At 64.3% G+C, this 16,703-nt stretch carries 13 protein-coding genes; 4 read left to right on the plus strand and 9 right to left on the minus strand.

The window, feature by feature from the left end:
• Positions 1–3: 3 nt before the first annotated feature.
• Positions 4–819, plus strand: coding sequence for a 3-methyl-2-oxobutanoate hydroxymethyltransferase (gene panB, locus JNB89_RS17835; RefSeq protein WP_013338102.1), 816 nt, complete (start codon positions 4–6; stop codon positions 817–819).
• A gap of 234 nt (positions 820–1,053) precedes the next feature.
• On the opposite strand, the gene pabB is transcribed toward panB, so the two are convergent.
• The 5 genes from pabB to grpE all read right to left on the minus strand — a co-directional run bounded on the left by pabB (position 1,054) and on the right by grpE (position 7,592).
• Positions 1,054–2,952 (minus strand): aminodeoxychorismate synthase component I, encoded by a 1,899-nt coding sequence (gene pabB / locus JNB89_RS17840; protein ID WP_220363153.1) that lies wholly within the window; start codon positions 2,950–2,952, stop codon positions 1,054–1,056.
• Between the two features lie 25 nt (positions 2,953–2,977).
• A complete protein-coding gene (gene dnaJ / locus JNB89_RS17845) occupies positions 2,978–4,114 on the minus strand; it encodes a molecular chaperone DnaJ (RefSeq protein ID WP_013338100.1) in 1,137 nt (378 codons plus the stop codon).
• A 270-nt stretch (positions 4,115–4,384) separates the two neighbouring features.
• On the minus strand, positions 4,385–6,349 hold the full coding sequence (dnaK, locus tag JNB89_RS17850; protein WP_220363154.1) for a molecular chaperone DnaK: 1,965 nt from the start codon (positions 6,347–6,349) through the stop codon (positions 4,385–4,387).
• 153 nt (positions 6,350–6,502) lie between these two features.
• Complete coding sequence (locus JNB89_RS17855; protein ID WP_220363155.1) at positions 6,503–6,943, minus strand: thioredoxin family protein; 441 nt, start codon at positions 6,941–6,943, stop codon at positions 6,503–6,505.
• A 64-nt stretch (positions 6,944–7,007) separates the two neighbouring features.
• Positions 7,008–7,592: a nucleotide exchange factor GrpE gene (grpE, locus tag JNB89_RS17860; protein WP_013338097.1), complete on the minus strand. Its 585-nt coding sequence runs from the start codon at positions 7,590–7,592 to the stop codon at positions 7,008–7,010.
• A gap of 373 nt (positions 7,593–7,965) precedes the next feature.
• On the opposite strand from grpE, the gene JNB89_RS17865 reads away from it, so the two are divergent.
• The gene (locus tag JNB89_RS17865) at positions 7,966–8,127 is read left to right on the plus strand and encodes a hypothetical protein (RefSeq protein WP_006047884.1); all 162 of its coding nucleotides are present in this window, start codon (positions 7,966–7,968) and stop codon (positions 8,125–8,127) included.
• Here JNB89_RS17865 and JNB89_RS17870 read toward each other — a convergent pair.
• The 3 genes from JNB89_RS17870 to hrcA all read right to left on the minus strand — a co-directional run bounded on the left by JNB89_RS17870 (position 8,099) and on the right by hrcA (position 10,785).
• A complete protein-coding gene (locus tag JNB89_RS17870; protein WP_220363156.1) occupies positions 8,099–8,506 on the minus strand; it encodes an RNA-binding S4 domain-containing protein in 408 nt (135 codons plus the stop codon). The genes JNB89_RS17865 and JNB89_RS17870 overlap by 29 nt on opposite strands.
• 8 nt (positions 8,507–8,514) lie before the next feature.
• The gene (hemH, locus tag JNB89_RS17875; RefSeq protein WP_135894235.1) at positions 8,515–9,597 is read right to left on the minus strand and encodes a ferrochelatase; all 1,083 of its coding nucleotides are present in this window, start codon (positions 9,595–9,597) and stop codon (positions 8,515–8,517) included.
• Positions 9,598–9,765: 168 nt separating this feature from the next.
• A complete protein-coding gene (hrcA, locus tag JNB89_RS17880) occupies positions 9,766–10,785 on the minus strand; it encodes a heat-inducible transcriptional repressor HrcA (RefSeq protein ID WP_013338094.1) in 1,020 nt (339 codons plus the stop codon).
• Between the two features lie 318 nt (positions 10,786–11,103).
• On the opposite strand from hrcA, the gene JNB89_RS17885 reads away from it, so the two are divergent.
• Together JNB89_RS17885 and recN are read left to right on the plus strand one after the other, a co-directional pair.
• A complete protein-coding gene (locus tag JNB89_RS17885; protein ID WP_135894233.1) occupies positions 11,104–12,006 on the plus strand; it encodes an NAD kinase in 903 nt (300 codons plus the stop codon).
• 144 nt (positions 12,007–12,150) lie between these two features.
• The gene (gene recN, locus JNB89_RS17890) at positions 12,151–13,821 is read left to right on the plus strand and encodes a DNA repair protein RecN (RefSeq protein ID WP_013338092.1); all 1,671 of its coding nucleotides are present in this window, start codon (positions 12,151–12,153) and stop codon (positions 13,819–13,821) included.
• Here recN and glnE read toward each other — a convergent pair.
• Complete coding sequence (gene glnE, locus JNB89_RS17895) at positions 13,818–16,628, minus strand: bifunctional [glutamate--ammonia ligase]-adenylyl-L-tyrosine phosphorylase/[glutamate--ammonia-ligase] adenylyltransferase (RefSeq protein ID WP_220363157.1); 2,811 nt, start codon at positions 16,626–16,628, stop codon at positions 13,818–13,820. The genes recN and glnE overlap by 4 nt on opposite strands.
• Positions 16,629–16,703 lie beyond the last annotated feature (75 nt).

Here is a 16,703-nt window from a genome sequence, read left to right on the forward strand (position 1 = left end):
CCCATGACCTATTTGCAGGAAACGAGCCGCAACGCGATCACCGTGCCGAAACTGCAGGCCATGCGTGACGCCGGCGAGAAAATCGCCATGCTCACCTGCTACGACGCGAGCTTCGCGGCGCTACTTGATCGCGCGGGCGTCGACGTTCTGCTGATCGGCGACTCGCTGGGCAATGTGTTGCAAGGGCAGACCACCACACTGCCGGTTTCGCTCGCGGACATTGCGTATCACACGGCCAGTGTGGCGCGTGCGCGGCCTGCGGCACTGATCGTCGCCGACCTGCCGTTCGGCACTTACGGCACGCGTGAAGAAGCCTACAGAAGCTCGGTCGAACTGATGCGCGCCGGCGCGCAGATGGTGAAGCTCGAAGGCGGCGAGTGGCTGGCCGACACGGTGCGCTTTCTGGTCGAACGCTCGATTCCCGTATGCGCGCACGTTGGCCTGACGCCGCAGTCGGTCCACGCGTTCGGCGGCTTCAAGGTGCAAGGCAAGACCGAGCAGGGTGCGAGCCAGTTGCTGCGCGACGCGCTGGCGATGCAGGCGGCAGGCGCCCAGCTCATCGTGATGGAAGCCATACCCACGCTGCTTGCGAGCGAGGTCACGAAGCAGTTGCGGATTCCCACCATCGGCATCGGCGCGGGGCTCGATTGCTCGGGTCAGGTGCTCGTGTTGCACGACATGCTGGGGATTTTTCCGGGCAAGCGCCCGCGCTTTGTGAAGGACTTCATGCACGGGCAGCCGAGCATCCTCGCGGCGGTGGAAGCCTATGTGCGCGCAGTGAAGGATGGGACGTTTCCTGGGCCTGAGCACACTTTTTAAGCACAGGTCGGCGGCGCGGATATCGGGCGACCAAGGGCCGCGATGTCGGTCGGTGCGCCGGTCGTAGCGCGCAAGCGACGACGGTGACGAAGGCGCAGGCTGGATGGTGCTACGGTTCGTGAGCCAAATAGCGTGAGCGTGCTCACAGCGCTCACCACCGCTCACGCCCTTGCATATCGAGCACTTATCGCTCTGCCGTCTCGTTATACAAGCGGCCGCGGCCCGGTCCGCGCTCTAATGAACCAGCCGCGCCGGCATCGCCCCACGCAGCGCATTGCAGATCATTAGCGCTTGCGCATTCAACACGTCCGCCTGTGTCAGCACTTTTTCAGCTGCTTGCAGGCTCGTGTCTTCCTCGAGCAGAACGCCTCGCATCACGCCCGGCAGCACGCCCGAGTCGAGCGGCGGCGTCCACCAGCGCCCGTCAAGCTTCACGAATACGTTCGACCGGCCGCCCTCCGTCAATTCACCGCGTTCGTTGAAGAACAGCATGTCGAAGGCGCCTCTTGCCTCGGCTTCGCGCCAGCCGCGGTCGTATTCGGCGCGGCGCGTGGTCTTGTGGCGCAGCAGCGGATCCCCGGCTTGCAGGGCCGCGAAGCCATGCTCGGTTGCAAGCAACACGCCGACGTTCGACTCGGCCAATGGCGTCAACACCGCAGCCGTGATTTGGGTCGCGCCGCTCTTGCCTAGCGCGAGGCGCATACGGTGGGGCGTAAGCGGCGGCAACGACGCGCATTTTTCCGCGATTTGCGCGCGGACAGCTTGCTCGTCGAACGCAAAGCCAAAGGTCGCAGCGCTAGCCGACAATCTTGCGAGATGGCGCGACAGATGACGCACGCCTGCCTCCCGCGTCGCGTACATGGTTTCGAAAAGCTCAAAGCCGGGCTCAGCGCCGGTCAGAAAGCGCGCTTTCAATCGACACTCCGCATATTCGTCCTCGGCGACACTGTCCAGCACAATGCCTGCGCCTATGCCCATCGTGCCGCGCAGCAAGCCGCTTTGCGCGCTTGGCTCCAAAGTCAGCGTGCGAATCGCAACGGACATGCAGAAGTCGCCGCAAGCCTGCTCTCCAGCGCCTGCCTGCCCCGGCTCGGCCGCCGCCGCGTCGAGCCAGCCTATCGCGCCGGTATAAAGCCCGCGCGGTGTGCTCTCGATCGCGTCGATCAACTGCATCGTGCGATGCTTCGGCGCGCCGGTGATCGAGCCGCATGGAAAGAGCGCCCGCAATATCGCGGCGAACGACGTGCCAGGCCGCAGCGCGGCCTGCACTGTCGACGTCATCTGCCAGACCGATGCATAGGGCTCGACGGAAAACAACGCGGGCACCTTGACGGTGCCCGTCTGCGCGACGCGCGACAGATCGTTGCGCAACAGATCCACGATCATCACGTTTTCAGCGCGATTCTTGGGATCGCTGCGCAGGAATTCGGCAGCGCCACGGTCCGCCGCCGGATCTGCGCAACGGGGCGCCGTGCCTTTCATAGGACGCGCACGCAAGTTTGCACCCTGCTTTTCGACGAATAGCTCAGGCGAACACGACAGCACCCACGCGCCGCCGGGCAGCGCGATCAGTGCGCCGTAGCGAACCGGCTGACGCGCTCTCAGGCGCCGATACAGCGCGGCAGGCGTGCCGAACACGTCGAAGCTCAGCCGGTATGTGTAGTTGACCTGATACGAATCGCCCGCGCGCAGGGCCGCGTGAATGGCGCCGATGGCCGCATTGAACTCCTGCGGCTCCACGCTTTCGCGCACATTAGCCGTGCCCGCCGCCGACGGTTCGGCGAGCCCGCCGTCCTGCTGGACGAGCCACGCGTCGACCTCGTCGCGCGAGAGCTTTTCGCAGCGCTCGAACAACAAAAAACGCAGCGTGGCATTGCCATGCTGCGTTTTTATAGACGGAGCGAACGCTCCGCCGAGTAGATGCCGGCCGAACTCATAGTCGGCAAGCACAACGGCGAAGAGGCCCGAGCGCGCGTCCGCCTGTGCGGCCTCGCATACGGCCTCGAGCTGCGCGGCGTCGGCACACACGTGCTCATGCACGAAACCCGTGTACAGACGGCTCGAGCGGCGCGCCGCCGACGCGTCGCAGTCATCCAGCAATGCAAACACCGCGCCGCGCTCATCTGCCGTCATGCTTGCCGCCAACTTCAAACCGCAGTTAATCGAAGAAGCTCTTCACCCGGTCGAACCAGCTCTTGCTTTGCGGGCTATGCCGTGCGCCGCCTTCCACCAACGCTTTTTCGAACTGCTTGAGCAGGTCGCGCTGCGATTCCGTCAGCTTGACCGGCGTTTCGACCTGCACGTGCACGTAAAGATCGCCGGCAATGCTCGAACGCAGACCTTTGATGCCCTTGCCGCGCAACCGGAAAGTCTTGCCCGACTGCGTGCCTTCCGGCACCGTGAAGCTCGCGCGGCCCGCCAGCGTGGGCACTTCGATTTCGCCGCCCAAGGCCGCCGTGGTGAACGGAATCGGCATCTGGCAATGCAGGTCGTCGCCGTCGCGCTCGAAGACCGAATGCTGCTTGATGTGGATCTCGACGTACAGATCGCCCGACGGTCCGCCGTTGATGCCCGGCTCGCCGTTGCCTGCGGAACGGATACGCATGCCGTCGTCGATACCTGCCGGAATCTTTACTTCCAGCGTCTTGGTTTCCTTCACCTTGCCCGCGCCGTGGCAGTGAGCGCACGGCTCAGGAATATAGGTGCCGGTGCCGTGACACTTCGGACACGTTTGCTGGATGCTGAAGAAACCTTGCGACATGCGCACCGCGCCGGAGCCGCTACAGGTCGGACACGTTTCCGGCTTGGTGCCGGGCTTCGCGCCCGAGCCGTGACAGACTTCGCACGAGACCCAGCTCGGCACGCGGATTTGCGTGTCGTATCCGTGCGCCGCCTGTTCCAGCGTAATCTCCATGCTGTAGCGCAGGTCGGCGCCGCGATACACCTGCGGGCCCGCACGCCCGCCGCGTGCCGCGCCGCCGGCTGCCTGGCCGAAGATGTCGCCGAAAATATCGCCGAATGCATCCGCAAAACCGCCGAAGCCCTGCGCGCCGGCGCCGCCCATGTTCGGGTCGACGCCCGCATGACCATACTGGTCGTATGCGGCACGCTTTTGCGAGTCCGAGAGCATTTCGTAGGCTTCCTTCACCTCCTTGAAATGCTCTTCCGCATCCTTGTTGCCCGGATTGCGGTCGGGGTGGTGCTTCATCGCGAGTTTGCGATAAGCCTTCTTGATTTCGTCGTCGCTCGCGTTCTTTGCGACGCCCAGAACCTCGTAGTAATCCCGTTTCGCCATATCGGTTCAACGCCCCCCGCGAGAGTGCCGCGCGGTGGCTCCTCTTGAATGCTGGAGTCTCACGACTCGTCCGGACGCTGTTTCATGCCGCATGAATGCGGCTAAAAACAACGCCCTCCATAAAACAAATGTGCCCGGAGAGCCCAAAAGGCTCGCCAGGCGTGATAACCGCTCTTGCACGTTGCCGCGCCGGATGGGGCGCGGTTGCTTGTGCAGCCGGGCCGCACACTTGATCCGTGTGCGGCTTTACGGTCGGAATGCGACCTGGCTTTAGTCCTTCTTGACTTCCTTGAACTCGGCGTCGACCACATCGTCCTGCTGCTGGCTCGCGCCACCAGCCGAAGCGCCCGAACCCGCGCTCGCACCCGCCGCGCCTGCTGCCGCGGCTTGCGCACCTTGCGCAGCCTGCATGTCGGCGTACATCTTCTCGCCCATCTTCTGCGAGGCCGTTGCGACTGCTTCGATTTTGGCTTCGATCGCGGCCTTGTCGCTCGAACTGCTCTTCAGCGTATCTTCGAGGTCCTTCAGCGCGCTCTCGATCTTTTCCTTCTCGCCGGCTTCCAGCTTGTCGCCGTATTCGGTGAGCGCCTTCTTCGTGCTGTGCACCAGCGCGTCGCCCTGGTTGCGGGCATCGGCCAGCTCACGCAGCTTGTGATCTTCTTCCGCGTTCGCCTCGGCGTCCTTCACCATCTTCTCGATTTCGGCTTCGGACAGACCCGAGTTCGCCTTGATCGTGATGCGGTTTTCCTTGCCGGTTGCCTTGTCTTTCGCGCCGACGTGCAGAATGCCGTTCGCGTCGATGTCGAAGCTCACCTCGATCTGCGGCGTGCCGCGCGGTGCCGGCGGAATGCCTTCCAGGTTGAACTCGCCCAGCAGCTTGTTGCCCGCCGCCATTTCGCGTTCGCCCTGATACACCTTGATCGTCACGGCGCTCTGATTGTCGTCGGCCGTCGAATAGACCTGCGAGTGCTTGGTCGGGATCGTAGTGTTCTTGTTGATCATCTTCGTCATTACGCCGCCGAGCGTTTCGATGCCGAGCGACAGCGGGGTCACGTCGAGCAGCAGAACGTCCTTGCGGTCGCCTGACAGAACCTGACCTTGAATCGCGGCACCCACGGCCACGGCTTCGTCCGGGTTCACGTCACGGCGCGGATCCTTGCCGAAGAACTCCTTCACCTTTTCCTGCACCTTCGGCATACGGGTCATACCGCCGACCAGAATCACGTCGTCGATCTCGCCGACCTTCACGCCTGCGTCCTTGATCGCCATGCGGCACGGTTCGATCGTGCGTTCGATCAGTTCCTCGACCAGCGCTTCGAGCTTGGCGCGCGTGATCTTCAAGTTCAGGTGCTTCGGACCCGACGCGTCAGCCGTGATGTACGGCAGATTGATTTCGGTCTGCTGGCTCGACGACAGCTCGATCTTGGCCTTTTCAGCCGATTCCTTCAGGCGCTGCAGCGCGAGCACGTCTTTCGACAGATCGACGCCCTGCTCCTTCTTGAACTCGCTGATGATGTAGTCGATGATGCGCTGATCGAAGTCTTCACCGCCGAGGAACGTGTCGCCGTTGGTGGACAGCACTTCGAACTGCTTCTCGCCGTCGACGTCCGCGATTTCGATGATCGAAATGTCGAACGTACCGCCGCCCAGGTCATACACCGCGATCTTGCGGTCGCCCTTCTCGTTCTTGTCCAGACCGAATGCCAGAGCGGCTGCGGTCGGTTCGTTGATGATGCGCTTGACTTCCAGACCGGCAATGCGGCCTGCGTCCTTGGTTGCCTGGCGCTGGCTGTCGTTGAAGTACGCGGGAACCGTAATCACAGCTTCGGTGACCGGCTCGCCGAGGTAGTCTTCAGCGGTCTTCTTCATCTTGCGCAGCACTTCCGCGGAGATTTGCGGCGGAGCGAGCTTCTGTTCGCGCACTTCGATCCATGCGTCGCCGTTGTCGGCCTTCATGATCTTGTACGGCATGAGGCCGATGTCCTTCTGGACTTCTTTCTCTTCGAAGCGGCGGCCGATCAGGCGCTTGACCGCGTACAGCGTGTTCTTCGGGTTGGTGACCGACTGACGCTTGGCAGGCGCGCCGACGAGAATCTCGCCGTCTTCCATGTACGCAATGATCGACGGCGTGGTGCGCGCGCCTTCCGAGTTCTCGATCACTTTGACCGAATTGCCTTCCATGATCGCCACGCACGAGTTGGTCGTGCCGAGGTCGATACCGATGATTTTGCCCATTTTTACTAATCTCCTGACTTTGATCGCTGCGGCAAGCGCCCCGTCCGCCGTTCGGCCGTAAGGCGCTGCGCCCCTGAATTCATACCTGCACTCAACATAAGTGCGTCCGCACCGTTTTCAAGACCTCTTTTACGATGCGGTCTTTAATTTTTTTCAATCGTGCGGCGCGCCGCCCTTGCTCGTGCCCAAGGCCGCTGGACCGGCCTGTGCGCCGCCCGCCCGGATTTTGTCCCGCGCGGCGGCCACCGCGGCCTGAAACTGCGCGAGGCCATGCCAGCCGGTCGCCCGCCCAAGCCGCTTGCCACGATGAAAGAAAAACCATGTGGGCACGCCGTGCAGCATGAAGCGCCGGCCGAGCTCACGGTGTTCGTAGACATTGCTGTGAAACCACCGCAGACCGAGCGCCCGGATTGCCTCCGGTTGCGCCAGCATCGCCTTCTTGGCAATTTCGCAATTGAAGCAGTCAAGCCCCCAGAAGAACACGACCGCGAGTTCGTCGCCCGCTTCAGCAAGCCCGGCGTCGAACGAGTCCGAGCCCAGTTCCTTCATGTCGAATACCGAAAACGCAGTAGCGTCCACCGGAACATTGGCCATGATGAGGTTCGCCTGGTGTCGAATAGCGAAACGCCTGCGAGGCGCCTTACACGGGCTTGCGGACCTACTTGGGCGCCGCCACGGTCACGAGAGCCGGACGCAGCACGCGGTCCGCGATGACGAAGCCTTTTTGCAACACCGCAACCACGGTGTTCGGCTCCTGATCCGCGGGAACCATCGAAATGGCCTGATGGCGATGCGGGTCGAACTTCTCGCCCACCGGATTCAGCGCGACGACGCGGCCCTTCTCCAACGCGCCGGTGAGCTGACGCAGCGTGAGCTCGACGCCTTCGCGCACTTTCGCGAGGTCGTCGGACGAATGGGCGACGGCTGCTTCCAGACTGTCGACGACCGGCAGCAGGTGTTCCGCGAAGTTCTCGATAGCAAATTTATGCGCCTTCGCGACGTCTTCCTGCGCGCGGCGGCGCACGTTTTCGGTTTCGGCCTTGGCCCGCAGGAAGCTCTCCTGCAGTTCGGCGATTTTGGCCTGCGCTTCAGCCAACGCCGCTTCCGCACCCGTTGCCGGCGCGTCCGTGGCCACGCTCGCTGCGGCTTCCTGCTCCGGAGTGGCCGCCTCGGCGGCCGGGCGCGCGGCTTCTTCCGCGGGCGTGGGATTCTGGCTCGTCGGGTTCTCTTGCGTGTTTTCCATGTCGCTGAAAGTCGTTAAGAATTAAAGGCCAACGGCGGCGGCGCGTATGCTGCCGCGATTTGTGCGTTGCAAAATTGCGACAAGGATGCAGGCGCGCCACCGCGTATCGGAACGGCAGTTGGGGCCGCGAACGCCCATTTCAAGCGCCTGCCGGCAAATTTTCAAAGCGCCGGCCAAGCGCGGAAATGACCGGTTACAACCATTAGTGCGGTGCAATCAGATTCAGATTGAGCGGCGCGAGCAACTGACCTATGCTCCAGTTACGCGGCGGAAAAACCTCGTTAACCCTAATCTGACGTAAGCCTTTCCGCGCCTTTGCAATTTCCACCTAGCTAGCTCGTTTCTTTCCTGCACCATCCCAGAAGGGGGTACCGTGAAGCTGACCTTTGCAATCTCGGTGGTCGCGCTGGTACTCGTTGCGGGCACCACGACCATCTGTATGTCCGGGGCGGTCAACGATCACACCACCGAATACGGCGGCGTGAACGCGACCATGGAACAACTGTTCAATCCCCACCTGAAAATCTGTCGATAATGCGGCGGTCGCGCTTGGTCGGGCGGCCGTGCAACGTCTCGGCCGGCTCGCGGTACGTCTTGCGGCGTTCATGCTCCGCCTGGCGCTTTTCCCGGCTTTCGTCGGTTTCGGCATAAAGCGTCTGCGCGACGGTGGCCGGCCCGCGCACGTCGCATACTCCCAGCACCTTAACCTGCCACACCAGGCGCTCAATCTCGATCTCCACCAGGTCGCCGACTCGCACGTCTTTGGCCGGCTTCACATTAGCCCCGCCAATGCGCACCCGGCCCTTCTCGACAGCATCCGCCGCAAGCGAGCGCGTCTTGAAGAAGCGCGCCGCCCAAAGCCATTTGTCGATGCGCAGTTTCGCGCCCGGTTCGGTTGAAATCCTGTAGTTCATTGGTCAGGTCAAGCCGCTGTGTTGTGCGCCGGGATATGCGGAACCGCGACCGCCTGCACGGGCCAGCCTTGCAGGTTCTGCGCGACGATTTCGCCAAGCGCGGCAATCCACGCCTGCGACGCGTTTACGCACGGAATGCGATGAAACTCCTTGCCGCCGGCATGCAGGAACTCATCGCGCACTTCCATGCCGATTTCCTCGATCGTCTCCAGGCAGTCGGCGGTAAAGCCCGGACAAAACACGTCAGCACGCCGCACGCCTGCCGCCCCCAATTCCTTCAAGGTGGGCGCAGTGTAGGGCTGCAACCATTCGGCCTTGCCAAAACGCGACTGGAATGTGATGCGGCATTCGACCGGCGTCAGCCCCAATGCCTGCATGAGCAGCGCGCCCGTTGTCTGACACTGGTCGTGATAAGGATCGCCGAGATCCAGCGTGCGTTTGGGCACGCCATGAAAGCTCAATACCAGCTTGTCGCCTGCGGCGAAATCCGGTTGGCCATGAAGATGCCAGTAATGATGCACCTGGGCGGCGAGCGCCGAAATATACGCGGGATGGTCGGCGTATTGACGCACCGTGCGAATTTCCGGCTGGTTGCGCATGCGCTTGAGGGCCGCGAAGGCGTCGTCAAACGCCGTGGCCGTGGTCGACGACGAATATTGCGGATACATAGGCACGAGCAGCACCCGCTCGGCGCCCGCCAGTTTCAGCTGATTGAGCATGGCGGGAATGCCGGGCGTGCCGTAACGCATTGCGTAGTCAACCAGCACCGTGTAGTCGTTCAGTTGCAGCAGGTGACGCAAGCCTTCCACCTGCTTTTCCGTATAAACGCGCAGCGGCGAGCCCTCGGGCAGCCACACCGCCGCATATTTCTTCGCGGACGCCCGCCCTCTGAACGGCAGGATCAGCAAGCGCAGAATGATTTGCCAGGCGAGCGCGGGAATTTCCACCACGCGCGGATCGGACAGGAACTGGGCGAGATAGCGGCGAACCGCGCGCGGCGTGGGCGCGTCGGGCGTGCCGAGATTGATCAGCAGTACGGCGACGCGGTGCGACGTGGCGTTCTGGGAGGGCCGCTCGAGATCGAAGCGCATAGGCTGGCAGAGATGCCCCGCTCTGGGCGGGAAATGGAACGAGGTGGATTCATTATAGCGGCGCGCTTTCCGGCCGCTTGCCTTAGGCGCCCCTGGCCGTTCGGCCAATTGGCAAGCGGCGTGCGCTCGCGCATGATGTGCCGCATAGACCGCCGCAGCGACCAGGCGCTATTGTTGACTGAGCGTAAGGGAAAGCAGTCTCGCGGTAATGTCCACGATGGGAATGACACGGTTGTAGGCCATGCGCGTCGGGCCGATTACGCCGAGCGTGCCGACTATCTTGCCGTTCACTTCGTACGGCGCCGTAACAACGCTCATTTCCTCGATAGGCACGAGGTTGGATTCGCCGCCTATGAAAATCTGCACGCCGGCGGCATGGCTCGACACATCCAGCAACTGAAGGAGGCTCGTCTTTTGGTCGAATACGTCGAACAGCTTGCGCAGGCGCGCCATGTCCGAGGAAAGGTCGGCGACTTCCAGCAGTTTGCGCTCGCCCGAAATGAGCACCGTTTCCCCGGTGTCGGGCTCCTCGGTGCTCGCGGTAACGGCCGCGTGCATCAGCGTGGTCATGTCGCCGCGCAACTGGTCGATTTCCTCGCGCAGGCGGCGCCGCACCTCGTCGAAAGAAAGCCCTGCGAAGTGCGCGTTGATGTAGTTGGACGCCTCCACCAGTTCAGAGGGCGAGAAGTCGCGCTGGGTCGCCATCATGCGGTTCTGCACGTCGCCTTCGGGCGTCACGATGATAAGCAGGATGCGCTTGTCGGACAGGCGCATGAATTCGATCTGCTTGAACACGTGGCTGCGCCGCGGCGTGAGCACCACACCGGCGAACTGCGACAGATTCGAGAGCACGGTCGCCGCCGCCGCGACGATTTTCTGTGGTTCACCGGCCTGCAGCGTAGTCTTGACGGTGCGGGCGACCGCCTCTTCGTCCGCGGCCGATTCGACCGTCAACATGGTGTCCACGAAGAGCCGATAGCCGCGCGGCGTGGGAATGCGGCCGGCGGAAGTATGCGGACTGACGACCAGCCCCAGATCCTCGAGATCCGACATGACGTTGCGGATGGTTGCCGGGCTCAGCTCCAGGCCGGAATAGCGCGACAACGTGCGCGAGCCGACCGGCTGACCTTCGGCAATGTAGCGCTCGATCAGGGTTTTCAGGAGGGTTTGTGCACGAGGATCTAGCATGGCGAAAAATTTTAGCTCAATGATGCGACTACCGCGAGCGCCAACGGCGCCCATCGCCGGCGGGTTGGCGGCCGCCCGGCGGGACCGCGCCTTGCGCTCGTTGCAAAGCCTCGCACAGCGAACCGTGCGGCGCGCCGTTCTGTCCGTTGCGGGCGGCCCGAACGGCAAGCTGGCGCTGCAGTTTGCCCCACGCGCATGTCATCAAGGCTTCACCATTCTAACGATAATCCCGAACTGCGCTCACGGCCCGCTGCCGTTGGCCGGCCGCCGGGTTGCGGCGCGGTTCTTTTCAGGCCCTACCTATGGTGTAATGCCGGCATGCAAGTAACCAGCCAGTTCAAGACGGTCGCGCTCGTCGGGCGCAACAATACGCCGGGCATCCGCGAGCCCCTGACCACGCTCGCCTCGTGCATCGCGAGGCGCGGCTTTGAAGTCGTGTTCGAAGCGGACACCGCGGCGGAAATCGGCGTGACCGACTATCCGGCGCTGCGCCCCGCCGAGATCGGCGCGCGCGCCGACGTGGCAATCGTGCTTGGCGGCGACGGCACGATGCTCGGCATAGGCCGTCAACTGGCGCCGTACCGCACGCCGCTCATCGGCATCAACCACGGCCGGCTGGGCTTCATTACCGACATCCCGATCTCGCACATGAGCGAGATCGTGCCGCAAATGCTGGCAGGCAACTTCGAGCGGGAAGAGCGCGTGCTGCTCGAAGCGCGCATCATGCGCCAGGGCAACCCGATCTACCACGCGCTCGCCTTCAACGACGTGGTGGTCAACCGCAGCGGTTTCTCGGGCATGGCGGAGCTGCGCGTCTCAGTAGACGGCCGCTTCATGTACAACCAGCGCTCCGACGGACTGATCGTCGCCACGCCTACCGGCTCGACCGCCTACGCGCTGTCTTCGCAGGGGCCGATCCTGCACCCGCAGTTGCAGGGCATCGTGCTCGTGCCCATTGCTCCGCACGCGCTGTCGAACCGCCCCATCGTGCTGCCGGACGACTCCAAGGTCAGCATCCAGATCGTTTCCGGGCGCGAGGTCAACGTCAATTTCGACATGCAGTCGTTCACGTCGCTCGAACTGAACGACGCAATCGAAGTGCGCCGCTCGCGTCATACGGTGCCGATGCTGCACCCGGTCGGCTACAGCTATTACGCCACGCTGCGCAAGAAGCTTCACTGGAACGAATACCCGTCGCACGAGGAAGACGCCAAGCCGTGACCGGCGGGCATGCCGACCGCAGGCGTCACTCGCGAAACCCGCGCTCCGGAAACCCGAATACCAGGCTAGACAGCCCTCAGACAGCCCTCAGACAGCCCAAAGACAGCCCAAACGCAGCCCAAAGACAGCTCACAGACGACCTCCATGCTTCGCCACCTCTCGATACGCGACTTCGTCATCGTCGCCGCGCTCGATCTCGAATTCGACAGCGGCTTCACCGTTTTCTCCGGCGAGACCGGCGCCGGCAAGTCGATCCTGATCGACGCACTGGCGCTCGCACTGGGTGCGCGCGCCGACGCGAGCGTCGTGCGGACCGGCGAGAGCCGTGCCGACATTACCGCCGAGTTCGACACCCACGCGCTCGTCGACCAGTGGCTCGACGAGCAGGCGCTGAGCGCCTCGGCAGCCGACGGCCAGCACGGCGGCACGGTGATGCTGCGCCGCGTGGTGGACGCGAACGGACGCTCCCGCGCGTTCATCAACGGCACGGCGGCGACACTCGCGCAACTGCGCGAGGTAGGCGAAATGCTGGTGGATATTCACGGCCAGCACGCGCACCAGTTGCTGATGCGGCCGGACGCGCAGCGCGAACTCTTCGACACGCACGCGGGCCTCACCGAGCTTTCCGCGAGCGTCACGCGTGCGTGGCGCACATGGCGCGAGAAGGTGCAGGCGGTCGAGCATGCGCAAACGCGCGACCGCGAGTTGCAACTGGAACGCGAGCGGCTCGCCTGGCAGCTTGCCGAACTCGACAAGCTCGCGCCGCAGCCGGGCGAATGGGAAGAAGTGAACGCGGAGCACCGGCGGCTCTCGCACTCGGCCAATCTGATAGACGGCGTGCAAGGCGCGCTGAACGCGCTCTCCGAATCCGATGAGGCAATGATCACGCATCTCGCGTCGATCGTCTCGAAAGTGCGCGACCTCGCAGAAATCGATCCGGCCTTGAACGATGTGCTTGCGGCGCTCGAGCCCGCCGAGATTCAACTGCAGGAAGCCGCGTACTCGCTCAGCCATTACGCACAGAAGCTCGAACTCGACCCCGACCGGCTCGCGCAAGTCGAAAAGCGCCTCGACGCGTTGCATTCGGCGGCACGCAAGTTCCGCCTGCAACCGGAGACACTGCCCGAGGAACACGAAACGCGCCGCGCGCAACTGGCCGCGCTCGACGCCGCCGCGGACCTCGACAGCCTGCACGCAGCCGAAGCCAGGGCACGCGAAGACTTCCTCGCTGAAGCAAAGAAGCTTTCGAAGGCGCGCGCCAAAGCCGGCAAGGCGCTAGGCGCCGCGGTCACCACGGGCATGCAGGAACTGTCGATGAAAGGCGGCAGCTTCGAAGTGGCGCTCGTGCCCCTGCCCGAAGGCGGCGCGCATGGGCTGGAGCAGGTCGAGTTCCGCGTCGCCGGTCATGCCGGCGTGCCGCTGCGGCCGTTGGCGAAAGTCGCGTCCGGCGGCGAACTGGCGCGTATCAGCCTCGCGCTCGCCGTGATTGCGAGCGCCGCGAGCCCGACGCCCACGCTGATCTTCGACGAAGTGGATACCGGAATCGGCGGCGGCGTGGCCGAAGTAGTCGGACGGCTGTTACATCAGCTCGGCGAGGCCCGCCAGGTGCTTTGCGTGACGCACTTGCCGCAGGTTGCCGCGCGCGGCGATCACCATTTCCAGGTCGCCAAGACCGGCAACGGCAAGGGCGGAACGGTGAGCAGCGTGGTGCCGCTAGACAAGGCAAGCCGCGTGGAAGAAGTCGCGCGCATGCTGGGCGGCCTGGAGATCACGCCGACCACCCGCAAGCACGCGAAGGAAATGCTCGCCGCCTAGGCGGCGCCGGGCTGGTCGCCGAATACCCGCTCCCACAGCCCGAGCACCGCATCGCGCTCGGCCGAGACCAGCGCCGGTTCCACGCGCGCCTTTTCCATTCCGTCGAGCCGCAGCTTGTGCTGCAGCTTGCGGTAAGTGCGATAGGCGGCGCCCACCGTTTCCGCTTCGGCCTCGCTCATCAGCCCGAGGCGCGACACCTCGCGCAACAGCGCAATGTTCCCCGTATTGCGGATCAGCTCTGGATCGCGCGCTGCGTGCAACAGCACCCAATACTGCACGGCGAATTCGATGTCCACCATGCCGCCCCGATCGTGCTTCAGGTCGAACAGCGTCGTATGGTTCGGATGCCCGGCTTCGACGCGCTCGCGCATCTCGACGATCTCGCGCGCCAGTTGTGCGGCGTCGCGCGGCGTGGTCAGCACCTGTTCGCGAATCGCCTCGAACTGCGCGCCGATCTGCGCGTCGCCGGCGCAGTAACGCGCGCGCGTCAGCGCCTGGTGCTCCCACACCCACGCGGTGTTGGCCGCGTCGCCCTCGCGCAGCTGATAGCGGCGAAACGCGTCCAGATCGGTGACGAGCAGGCCCGACTCGCCGTTCGGCCGCAGCCGCAGGTCGATGTCGAAAAGGGTGCCCGCGCCGGTCGCGGTCGTGAGCCAAGTGATCAGCCGGCGCGTGTAGGTGGAATAGATGTCCGACGCGGCGTCGTCGGGGTCGTCGTAGAGAAAGATGACGTCGAGGTCGGACGCGTAGCCCAGTTCCTTGCCGCCCAGCTTGCCGTAGGCGATCACCGCAAAGCGCGGCGCGTCGCGATGGCGCTTGGGCAACTGGTTCCACACGGCTTCCAGCGTGACGTCGAGCACCGCGTCGGCGAGTTCGGACAGGCGGTCGCTTACGTGCTCGACGCTGAGCTTGCCGGCGAGATCGATCAGCAGAATACGGAACACCTCGGCCTGGTGCGCGTGACGCAGCAGGTCCATCTGCTGCTCGACGCCGTCCGCCGCCGCGAGCCGCAAGCGCAGCGTGCGTTTGAACTCGGGCCAGTCGAACGGCGTGTCGAGTGCTTCGTCGTCGAGCAGTTCGTCGAGTAGTTGTGGATGGCGGATCAGATAACCCGCCGCCCAGCGCGACGCACCGAGCACCGACAACACACGATGCAGCGCTTGCGGATATTCGTTCAGCAGCGCGAGGTAGGCGCCGCGCCGGCCCACCGCTTCGAGCAGGTCGAACAGACGCGCGAGCGTGTCGCCGCGACGCTCGGGCGGCTCTAACGTGCGCACGGCTTCGAGCGCGCGCTGCGCGACCGTGTCGAAGCGCTGCCGGCTGCGCTCGGCGAGCCCTGCATAGCGCGACGACTGCCAGACGCCGCGCAGCCGCGCGAGCAGATCGGCGGGTTCCGCGACACCGAGTTCGACGAGGCGCGCGCGCAGCGCGTCTTCCGCGCTGTCGTCCGCGAGCGCGCTGCTCCACACCCACACCGCCGCGCCGTCTTCGGGGGCGCCGCAGCCGTCGCGGCCGCTCACCTTGTCGGCGAAAATCTGGTCGAACTGCTGTTCCACAAACTCGCGATGCGCCTCGAGCCGCGCGAGCAGAATCGGATAGTCGTCGCAACCCATCGCGCGCGCGAGCGCCGCTCGTTCTTCGCGATCGACCGGGATGGCATGCGTTTGCGCGTCGTTGCGATATTGCAGGCGGTGTTCGAGCTCGCGCAAGAAGCGATACGCCTGCGAAAGCTTCTCGCAGACCGACGTGTCGATCAGCCCGTGCGCCGCCGCATGCCGCAAGACGGCGAGCGTCGGCCGCACCCGGAAGCCGGCGTCCTGGCCGCCGCGAATCAGTTGAAAAACCTGCGCGCTGAATTCGATTTCGCGGATGCCGCCGCGCCCGAGCTTGATGTCGTCGGCCTTGTCGGGGCGCATCGACGCGCGACGCTGCGCCTCCTGGCGAATCTGCAGATGCAGCGCACGGATCGCGCTGATGACGCCGTAGTCGAGATAGCGGCGATAGACGAACGGCGTGACGATCGCGCCCAGCTGTTTGTGCAGGCGCTGCGCCGACTCGCTCGTACCCTCCGACACCAGCCGCCCCTTGATCCACGCATAGCGCTCCCACTCGCGGCCCTGCACGTAGAAATATTCTTCGAGCATGCCGAGACTGCAAACCAGCGGTCCGGAATCGCCGTTCGGCCGCAGGCGCATGTCCACGCGAAACACGTAGCCGTCGGCGGTCACTTCGGCCAGCGCGCCGATCAGGCGCTTGCCGAGGCGCGTGAAAAAGTCCTGCGTGGCGATGGGCGCGCGCTGGCCGCCCGCCGTCTCGCCGTCGTCTTCATAAATGAAGATCAGGTCGATGTCCGAGGACACGTTCAGCTCGCGCCCGCCAAGCTTGCCCATGCCGACGACGCCAAGCGTGAGCCGCTCGCCCTGCGGGCCGCGCGGCTCGCCAAAGAGCACTTCGAGTTCGGCCGAAAGCACCGCGAGCGAGCGCTGGATCGCCGTTTCGGCGAGATCGGTCATCGCGCCGGTCACTTCGGCGACGTCCGCCCGGCCAGCCAGATCGCGCTCCATCACCGCGCAGAACACCTCGGTGCGCAACTGGCGCAGCGCACGTTTAAGCCCGTCCTCGGTCAGCGCTGCGCCAGGGCCGCCGGCAGCCTGCGCGCACAGCGCGTCAAAGCGCGCGTCGATGCGCTCGCGAGTGAGCGCAGCGCAAGCGAGTTCCGCCACCTGTGCGGCGAGTTGCGGACGTGCTGCCACGGCGCGCGCCGCGTAATGCGAATAGCTGGAACTCAGCAGTGTGGCGTGAGTCATCAAAAGTCTGGCTCGCTCGTTGCTTGATTGGCATGAACCGGCATCACCGGCTCGTCGCACGACGACTGGCGGCAC

This window comes from Paraburkholderia phenoliruptrix, assembly GCF_019511605.1.
GTDB lineage: Bacteria > Pseudomonadota > Gammaproteobacteria > Burkholderiales > Burkholderiaceae > Paraburkholderia > Paraburkholderia phenoliruptrix_A.

Coding starts and splice junctions, on each gene's coding strand:
- JNB89_RS17885 (WP_135894233.1), top strand. CDS start 11,104: ATGCAAGTAACCAGCCAGTTCAAGACGGTCGCGCTCGTCGGGCGCAAC.
- panB (WP_013338102.1), top strand. CDS start 4: ATGACCTATTTGCAGGAAACGAGCCGCAACGCGATCACCGTGCCGAAA.
- hemH (WP_135894235.1), bottom strand. CDS start 9,597: ATGCGCTTCGATCTCGAGCGGCCCTCCCAGAACGCCACGTCGCACCGC.
- recN (WP_013338092.1), top strand. CDS start 12,151: ATGCTTCGCCACCTCTCGATACGCGACTTCGTCATCGTCGCCGCGCTC.
- dnaK (WP_220363154.1), bottom strand. CDS start 6,349: ATGGGCAAAATCATCGGTATCGACCTCGGCACGACCAACTCGTGCGTG.
- dnaJ (WP_013338100.1), bottom strand. CDS start 4,114: ATGGCGAAACGGGATTACTACGAGGTTCTGGGCGTCGCAAAGAACGCG.
- grpE (WP_013338097.1), bottom strand. CDS start 7,592: ATGGAAAACACGCAAGAGAACCCGACGAGCCAGAATCCCACGCCCGCG.
- pabB (WP_220363153.1), bottom strand. CDS start 2,952: ATGACGGCAGATGAGCGCGGCGCGGTGTTTGCATTGCTGGATGACTGC.
- JNB89_RS17870 (WP_220363156.1), bottom strand. CDS start 8,506: ATGAACTACAGGATTTCAACCGAACCGGGCGCGAAACTGCGCATCGAC.
- hrcA (WP_013338094.1), bottom strand. CDS start 10,785: ATGCTAGATCCTCGTGCACAAACCCTCCTGAAAACCCTGATCGAGCGC.
- glnE (WP_220363157.1), bottom strand. CDS start 16,628: ATGACTCACGCCACACTGCTGAGTTCCAGCTATTCGCATTACGCGGCG.
- JNB89_RS17855 (WP_220363155.1), bottom strand. CDS start 6,943: ATGGCCAATGTTCCGGTGGACGCTACTGCGTTTTCGGTATTCGACATG.